At 64.1% G+C, this 7,165-nt stretch carries 7 protein-coding genes and 1 pseudogene; 5 read left to right on the top strand and 3 right to left on the bottom strand.

Annotated elements, in window-relative coordinates; genetic code table 11:
* Positions 1-813: sensor histidine kinase (locus tag BEN49_RS08910; protein ID WP_141765632.1), on the top strand; the 813-nt coding region annotated here is incomplete at its 5' end.
* Positions 814-934: 121 nt separating this feature from the next.
* Complete coding sequence (locus tag BEN49_RS08905; RefSeq protein WP_083325935.1) at positions 935-2,296, top strand: ammonium transporter; 1,362 nt, start codon at positions 935-937, stop codon at positions 2,294-2,296.
* Positions 2,297-2,375: 79 nt separating this feature from the next.
* On the opposite strand, the gene BEN49_RS08900 is transcribed toward BEN49_RS08905, so the two are convergent.
* The 3 genes from BEN49_RS08900 to BEN49_RS08890 are packed head-to-tail and all read right to left on the bottom strand — an operon-like array spanning position 2,376 to position 4,546.
* A complete protein-coding gene (locus tag BEN49_RS08900) occupies positions 2,376-3,080 on the bottom strand; it encodes an SAM-dependent methyltransferase (RefSeq protein ID WP_070742676.1) in 705 nt (234 codons plus the stop codon).
* A 42-nt stretch (positions 3,081-3,122) separates the two neighbouring features.
* Positions 3,123-3,911, bottom strand: a complete 789-nt coding sequence (locus tag BEN49_RS08895; RefSeq protein WP_070742675.1) for an alpha/beta fold hydrolase — start codon at positions 3,909-3,911, stop codon at positions 3,123-3,125.
* Positions 3,912-3,949: 38 nt separating this feature from the next.
* The gene (locus tag BEN49_RS08890; RefSeq protein ID WP_070742674.1) at positions 3,950-4,546 is read right to left on the bottom strand and encodes a PH domain-containing protein; all 597 of its coding nucleotides are present in this window, start codon (positions 4,544-4,546) and stop codon (positions 3,950-3,952) included.
* Between the two features lie 159 nt (positions 4,547-4,705).
* On the opposite strand from BEN49_RS08890, the gene BEN49_RS08885 reads away from it, so the two are divergent.
* The 3 genes and pseudogenes from BEN49_RS08885 to BEN49_RS08875 all read left to right on the top strand — a co-directional run.
* A complete protein-coding gene (locus BEN49_RS08885) occupies positions 4,706-5,179 on the top strand; it encodes an LSm family protein (protein ID WP_083325934.1) in 474 nt (157 codons plus the stop codon).
* 50 nt (positions 5,180-5,229) lie between these two features.
* The gene (gene nusA / locus BEN49_RS08880; protein WP_083325933.1) at positions 5,230-6,615 is read left to right on the top strand and encodes a transcription termination factor NusA; all 1,386 of its coding nucleotides are present in this window, start codon (positions 5,230-5,232) and stop codon (positions 6,613-6,615) included.
* A 180-nt stretch (positions 6,616-6,795) separates the two neighbouring features.
* Positions 6,796-7,165 (top strand): annotated as a pseudogene (locus BEN49_RS08875) (translation initiation factor IF-2); the annotation flags it as partial.

Here is a 7,165-nt window from a genome sequence, read left to right as displayed (position 1 = left end):
GGCCCCGCGCTGGGGGCCCTGGCCGAGGGCCAGCCGCGGGCGCTGCGCCTCTCGGGCCTGCAAGCCTACCGGGCCCACGCCGCGCACTTCCTCGACCGGGGCTTCACGCGCCGGTTTGTGGTGCTGGAGGAGCTGACGCAGGAGCTCATCAAGCAGGAAAAGCAGGCCTACGAGCAGCTCATCCGGCTCATGTCGCACGAAATCAACAACTCCATCGGGGCCATCAACTCCATTCTGGGCAGCTTCCAGCACTACGCCCCGCAACTCGTGCCCGCCGACCGCCCCGATTTCACCGAGGCGCTCGACGTAAGCATTGCCCGCAACACGCAGCTGGCCAGCTTCATCGCCGATTTTGCCCGCCTCGTGCGCCTGCCCGCGCCCCAGCTAGCCCCCACCGATGTGCACGCCCTACTGCGCAACCTGGGCCGCCTGCTGGGGCCCCAGAGCGCCGAGCGCCGCGTGGCCTGGCACTGGGAGCTGGCCGCTGCCCCGCTCATCATCAAAGCCGACGCCCCGCAGCTGGAACAAGCCCTGTTGAACGTGGCCAAAAACGCCCTCGAAGCCATCGGCGCGGACGGCAATATCTGGGTGCGCACCACGGCTAATCCGTTCAGCATCAGCATCGAGAATGACGGCTCCCCGCTCACGCCCGAGGTGCGCGAGCGGCTGTTCACGGCGTTTTTCAGCACCAAGCGTGGCGGGCAAGGCATCGGCCTCACACTGGTGCGCGACGTGCTGCTGGCCCACGGTTTCGCGTTCGGCCTCGCCCCCGGGCCCGCGGGGCGCACGGCTTTTACCATCGGGTTGCCGTGAGGGGCCCCAGCGGCGTAAATTCCATAAAAATTGCGAATACCTTAAAAATAAAGAGGCTTTTTTATGATTTTATCTATTTTTGTTGCCGGTAGGGGCCTGAATTTACTCTTGCCATCAGCAAATGGTAGTAGATTTAGAGCCTAGCACCATCGAATCCGCGGTTGCCATCACGCGCAAGCAGCGGCTGGCCTCCATCAGCGTGGCCGTGCTGGTGGTGCTGGCGTGCGTGGCCGCTTTCATCCCGCAGGAGCACCCCGACGCCGCCCCCAAGTCCTTCGACCCCGCCGACGTGGCCTGGATGCTCACCGCCTCCGGCCTGGTGCTGCTGATGACGCCCGGCCTGGCGTTCTTCTACGGCGGTATGGTGAACAAGAAGAGCGTGATTTCCACTCTTTTACAAAGCTTTATTGCCCTGGGCGTCATCTCGGTGCTGTGGTACGTGGTGGGCTTCTCGCTGGCGTTTGGCGATAGCATCCACGGCATCATCGGCAATCCGATGACGTTCCTGCTATTCAACCACGTGGGCACGGCCCCGCACCCACGCATCGCGCCCACGCTGCCGCTGGTGCTGTTCGCGGCGTTCCAACTCAAGTTCGCCATCATCACGCCGGCCCTCATCAGCGGGGCCTTTGCCGAGCGCATTCGGTTCTGGGGCTACCTGCTGTTCATGTGCCTGTTCAGCCTCCTAATTTATTGCCCCCTGGCCCACTGGACCTGGCACCCCGACGGCTTCCTGTTCAAGTGGGGCGTGCTCGATTTTGCGGGCGGCACGGTGGTGCACATCTCGGCGGGCTTCGCGGCGCTGGCCGGGGCCCTGGCCCTGGGCCGCCGCCACGTGCACAAGGAAGGCCACCAGCACACGCCCACCAACGTGCCCTTCGTGCTGCTGGGTACCGGCCTGCTGTGGTTCGGCTGGTTCGGCTTCAACTCGGGCTCGGCCCTAGGGGCCAACGCGGTGGCCGTGCAGGCGTTCTTCACCACCCACATGGCCTCGGCCGCCGCCATGCTCACCTGGATGCTGATTGAAGCTGTGCGCGGGCAGCGCCCCTCGGCGGCCGGGGCGGCCATCGGGGCCGTGGTGGGCCTAGTGGCCATCACGCCCGGCGCGGGCTACGTCAGCTACGGGCCGGCGCTGTTCATCGGCGTGGTAGCCGCGGCCATCAGCGCTTTCGCCGTCGATTTAAAAAACCGTACCACCCTCGACGATACTCTCGACGTGTTTCCGTGCCACGGCGTGGGCGGCATCGTGGGCATGATCCTCACCGCCGTATTTGCCAAGGAAGGCGGCCTGGCCACCACCGGCTCGGCGGTGCTACTCTACAAGCATCTTGGGGCCCTGGTGTTCATTTCGGCCTTCACGTTTGCCGGCTCCTACCTGCTCTATAAGCTCACCAACCTGCTCATCCCCATCCGAGTAAACGCCGAGCACGAAGCCCACGGCCTCGACACCACCCAGCACGGCGAAACGGTGCTGGTGAACTAAGTTTGCCATTCCAAAGAGGGCCCCGGTGGTGAAGCTGCTTCACCGCCGGGGCCCTCTTTTATGTACTATTGGTACATTCTTATACCCCAAGTACAAATACGGTCGGAATCTTGTGTAATTCCGGCGCCGTCTGCTTCCGCCATTCGCTCACCGGGCGGGTGCGGATAAACTCACCCGCGCCCGTAACGTCGGCCGCCACGCATAGCCGCGTGGCAGGCTGCAAATGCGCCAGCAAATCCAGGAATAGGGCCCCGTTGCGGTAGGGCGTTTCGATGAACAACTGGCTCTGGTTACGCTGCTGGGCCTCGCGCTCCAGCGCCTTGATGGCCGTGGCCCGGGGCCCCTTTTCGATGGGCAAGTAGCCGTGGAAGGCGAATTGCTGCCCGTTTAGGCCCGAGGCCATTAGGGCCAGCAGCAGCGACGAGGGCCCCACCAGCGGCACCACGGGCAGGCCCAGCCGGTGGGCCTCGGCGGCCAGCGCCGCGCCCGGGTCGGCAATGCCCGGGCAGCCGGCTTCGCTGAGCACGCCGGCGTCCAGGCCCTCGCGCAGCAGCGGTTCCAGCGCGGCGCGTACCTCGGCCGGCGTGCTGTCCTTGTCAATCACGCCGAAACGAATATCCTCAATCACCCGCGCCGGAGCCACGCTCTTCACGAAGCGCCGCGCCGTGCGGGCGTTTTCCACCAAAAAGTAGGGGAGGCGGGCCACGGCGGCCACTACCTGCGGCGGCAGTACCTGCGCGGCCGTGTCGTCGGCCAGGGGCGTGGGGATGAGGTAGAGCGGCAAGGCTTGCGAAAAAATGAGGGTATAAAAAGTGAAACGGCGGCGCTACTGCCCCACAAACGCGCGCACCAGCTCGTACACTTCGTCGGGCTTTTCGGCGTGCAGCCAGTGGCCGGCGTCGGGCACAGTGGCCACCTCCGAGTTGGGGAACAGCGCTGGGATGACGTACAGCTTGTCGTTGGCCGTGATGTAGTCCGACTTGCCGCCCCGCACAAACAAGGTTGGTTTCAGGAAGGGCTCGCCCGTGATTTCTTCGCCCACGGCCGCCATGGCCCCGGCCAGCACCGGCAGGTTGATGCGCCAGGCAAAGGCATTGGCGTCGTCGCGGTACAAGTTCTTCAGCAGGAACTGCCGCACGCCCACCGCGCGGATATGCTGGCCCAGCGCCGCGTCGGCCTCCTGCCGGTTGGTGATGGCGGCCAAGTCCACGGCGCGCAGCCCGGCCAGCACTTCGTCTTGGTGAGTCATGTCGGAAAAGTTCGGGGCAATGTCGAGCACGATGAGGCGGGCCAACCGCTCGGGGTGGCCCAGGGCGAAGCGCATGGCCACTTTGCCGCCCATGCTGTGGCCCATCAGCGTGGCATCGGGGCCCAGGCCGAGGTGGTCGAACAGGGCCCCCACGTCGGCGGCCATGGCGTCGTAGCTGTGGTCGGGGCTGTGAAACGAGCGGCCGTGATTGCGCAAATCCACGCTGATGACGCGCAAGCCTGCGTCCTGGGCCCAGCGGCGGGCCAGCGTTTGCCAGTTGTCGAGCGTGCCAAACAAGCCGTGGAGAATGACCAGCGGCCGGCCCTGGCCTTGGTCAAGGTAGTGCAGTAGGGGAGAAGCGGACATGGGGCAAAGGTCGGGCGCGGCCGCCGGTTGGGCCCCGGCTACGCCCAGGCCCAGGCCACGGTGCGCCGGTCGGTGGGCACCGAGCGTAGGAACACGGTCAGCGGCTCCAGGTCGGCCAGCAGCGAGGTGAGCACGATTTCGCGGCCGTCGTGCAGCAGCAGGCGCACGTAGTTATACGGGGCCCAAAACGTGGCCCGGGTGCGGCACGTCACGCGCTGCACCCGGGCAATGTCGCGACGCTCGAAGTACTGCCGCTGGCCGTGCTGGTACACCTCTAAGCGGTTTTCCTTGGGTTGCAGCACCAGCACGGTTTCGTGGTTCAGCACCCAGTAACGCAGGTGCAGCACCGCCGCCGGGGCCCCCAGCGCCAGCGCCACGGCCACCAGCCCGGCGGCCAGGCCCCACTCCAGCGGGCTGGCGTTGCCGTGGGGCCCCTTGGCCAGGGCCGGCACCACGCTCAGGCCGGTGCCCAGCGCCAGCAGGGGCCAGGCCAGCAGCCGCAACTGCCGTGCCGCCGTGACGCGATACGTGTGGGTGCGCTTGCCAAACCAGCCGGCCACCCACCGCGCCACGCCCAGCACCAGGGCCAGCACCGCCAGCACTTCGAGCAGCGGGCGCAGCAAAACAAATTTCATGGAGCGGCAAAAACGGTACGGCGGTCAAAGGTAGGGGCCCCCGGCGCGGTTTGCTTTGGCGGCGGCAAAGCCGTACCTTTGCACCCGAAGTTTGGTATTCAATCTGAAAAGAGGGGACGCGCAGTCCCCTCTTTTTTTGTCTTAGCCCCGGGTTAATTTATGGTCCTCGACCGCGCTTTAGTGCTGCAAATGCTCCACGACGCCATCGGCGACGACGTGGACGTGTTCTTGGTGAATCTTACCGTCTCCGATTCGGTTTTACCCAAAGTGACGGTCACCCTCGACGGGCCCCAGGGCTTGGGCATCGAGGAGTGCGCCAAGGTGAGCCGCCGCTTGGCCCGCCGCATCGACGAGCACTACGGCGAAGAAGCCGCCTACTCGCTCGAGGTGACCAGCCCCGGCGCCGACCAGCCCCTCACCGACCCGCGCCAGTACCAGCGCCACATCGGCCGCTCGCTGGCCCTCAAGCTGGCCGACGGCACCGAGAAAACCGGCGAGTTGCTCACCGCTACTTCCGAGGGCGTCGAGATTGCCGAAGTCGTTAAAGTCAAAACCAAAAAAAGCATCCTGCCCGCCGCCTTTTTTCCTTTCGGGGACATAAAGGAGGCCACGGTTGTTATCTCTTTTAAGTAAGCCAGTTAGCGGGTACCCGTTGCCGGGGCCCCGCACTACCGACCATTACTATGAACAGCAACGAACTAATCGAATCCTTCGGCGAATTTGCGCGCAGCAAAAACATCGACCGGCCCACGATGATGTCCATCCTGGACGAGGTGTTCCGCACGATGATTCGCAAGAAGTTTGAGGAGGACAGCAACTTCGACGTTATCATCAACCCCGACAACGGCGACCTAGAAATTTGGCGCAACCGCGAAATCGTGGACGATGACTCAGAGGACATCTGGGATTTCGACAAGATTCCGCTGGCCGAGGCCCAAAAAATCGAGCCCGACTTCGAAGTAGGCGAAACCCTGCCCGTGTCCATCAAGCTCGAGGATTTCGGCCGCCGCGCTGTGCTCATGGCCCGCCAAACGCTGATTCAGCGCGTGAAAGACCTCGAGCGCGACAACCTATACCAGAAGTACAAGGACCAGGTGGGCGAAATCGTGACCGGCGAAGTGTACCAGGTGTGGAGCCGCGAGGCCCTCATCATGGACAAGGACGACAATGAACTGGTGATGCCCAAGGGCGAGCAAATCCCCAAGGACCGCTTCCGCAAGGGCGACACCGTGCGCGCCGTGGTGCACCGCGTGGAAGTCATCAACGGCACGCCCAAAATCATCCTCTCGCGGGCCGCCCCGGCGTTCCTCGAGCGGTTGTTTGAGCTGGAAGTGCCCGAGATTTACGACGGCCTCATCACCATCAAAAACGTGGTGCGCGAGCCCGGCGAACGCGCCAAAGTGGCTGTGGAGAGCTACGACGAGCGCATCGACCCCGTGGGTGCCTGCGTGGGCATGAAGGGCAGCCGCATCCACCCGGTGGTGCGCGAGCTCGAAAACGAGAACATCGACATCATCAACTACACTGACAACCTGGAGCTGTACATCGCCCGGGCCTTGTCACCGGCCAAGGTGGGTTCGATGAAAATCAACCCCGAGAACGGCCGCGTGTCGGTGTTCATGAAGCCCGATCAGGTGAGCCTGGCCATTGGCCGCGGCGGTGCCAACATCAAGCTGGCCAGCCGGTTGGTGGGCATGGAAATCGACGTGTTCCGCGAAGCCATTGACTACGAGGAAGACATCTCGCTCGAAGAATTCAGCGACGAGATTGAGCCTTGGATCATCGCCGAGCTGAAGAAAATTGGCCTCGACACCGGCCGTGCCGTGTTGGCCGTTAAAAAAGACGACATCGTGCGCCGCACGGAGTTGGAAGAAGAAACGGTAGACGACCTCTACCGGGTTATCCGCCAAGAGTTTGCCGACGACGACGACCTCGACGATCGGCAGGCCGAAGCCGGCAAAAAACCGGCTCCCGTGGCTGAAACTGTAGAAACGACAGCAGAGGCTGGGGCCCCCACCCCCGTCTCCGAGGAAGCGGGCACCGGCTCAGCCGCTGAGCCGGCCCAATGACGGCCGGGCGGCCGGTACGGCAAGGACGTTAAATCGCGCTAGCAGGCGCGGTTTGCGCCTCGCTGGCAAGATTTAATGTAATACCTTTGCACTTAGAAGCGTATCGTTCGCGAGAAACATAGAATGGCGGAAGCAACCCCGAAACGGCTACAACAGGCGGCCAAAGACCTGGGAATTGGCATGGACACCGCCGTTGCGGCCCTGTCCAAAAAAGGAACACAAGTAGAAAACAAGCCCACCACGAAGCTGACCGCCGACCAAGTGAGCTTGTTGGAGAAGGAATTTGCCTCGTCGGCGCTCGACCGGCAGGAGTCGCAGAAAATCATCCAGGCCAAGCGCCAGAGTGATTTGGACGCGGCTCCAAAGCCCGCGCCTGCCCCGCCGCGCCCTGCGCCGGTGGTAGCTGCGAAGCCTGCGCCCACGCCAGCACCTACGCCGGCCCCGGTGGTTGCTCAGGCAGCACCCGCCGCTCCGGTAGCGGCGCCGGCGCCTGTTGCCGCTGTGCCCGAAACGCCCACCGTGCCCGGCCTTAAAGTGCTGGGTAAAATTG

It is taken from the genome of Hymenobacter coccineus (assembly GCF_001816125.1).
GTDB lineage: Bacteria > Bacteroidota > Bacteroidia > Cytophagales > Hymenobacteraceae > Hymenobacter > Hymenobacter coccineus.
This window is presented reverse-complemented; position numbering and strand designations above follow the sequence as displayed.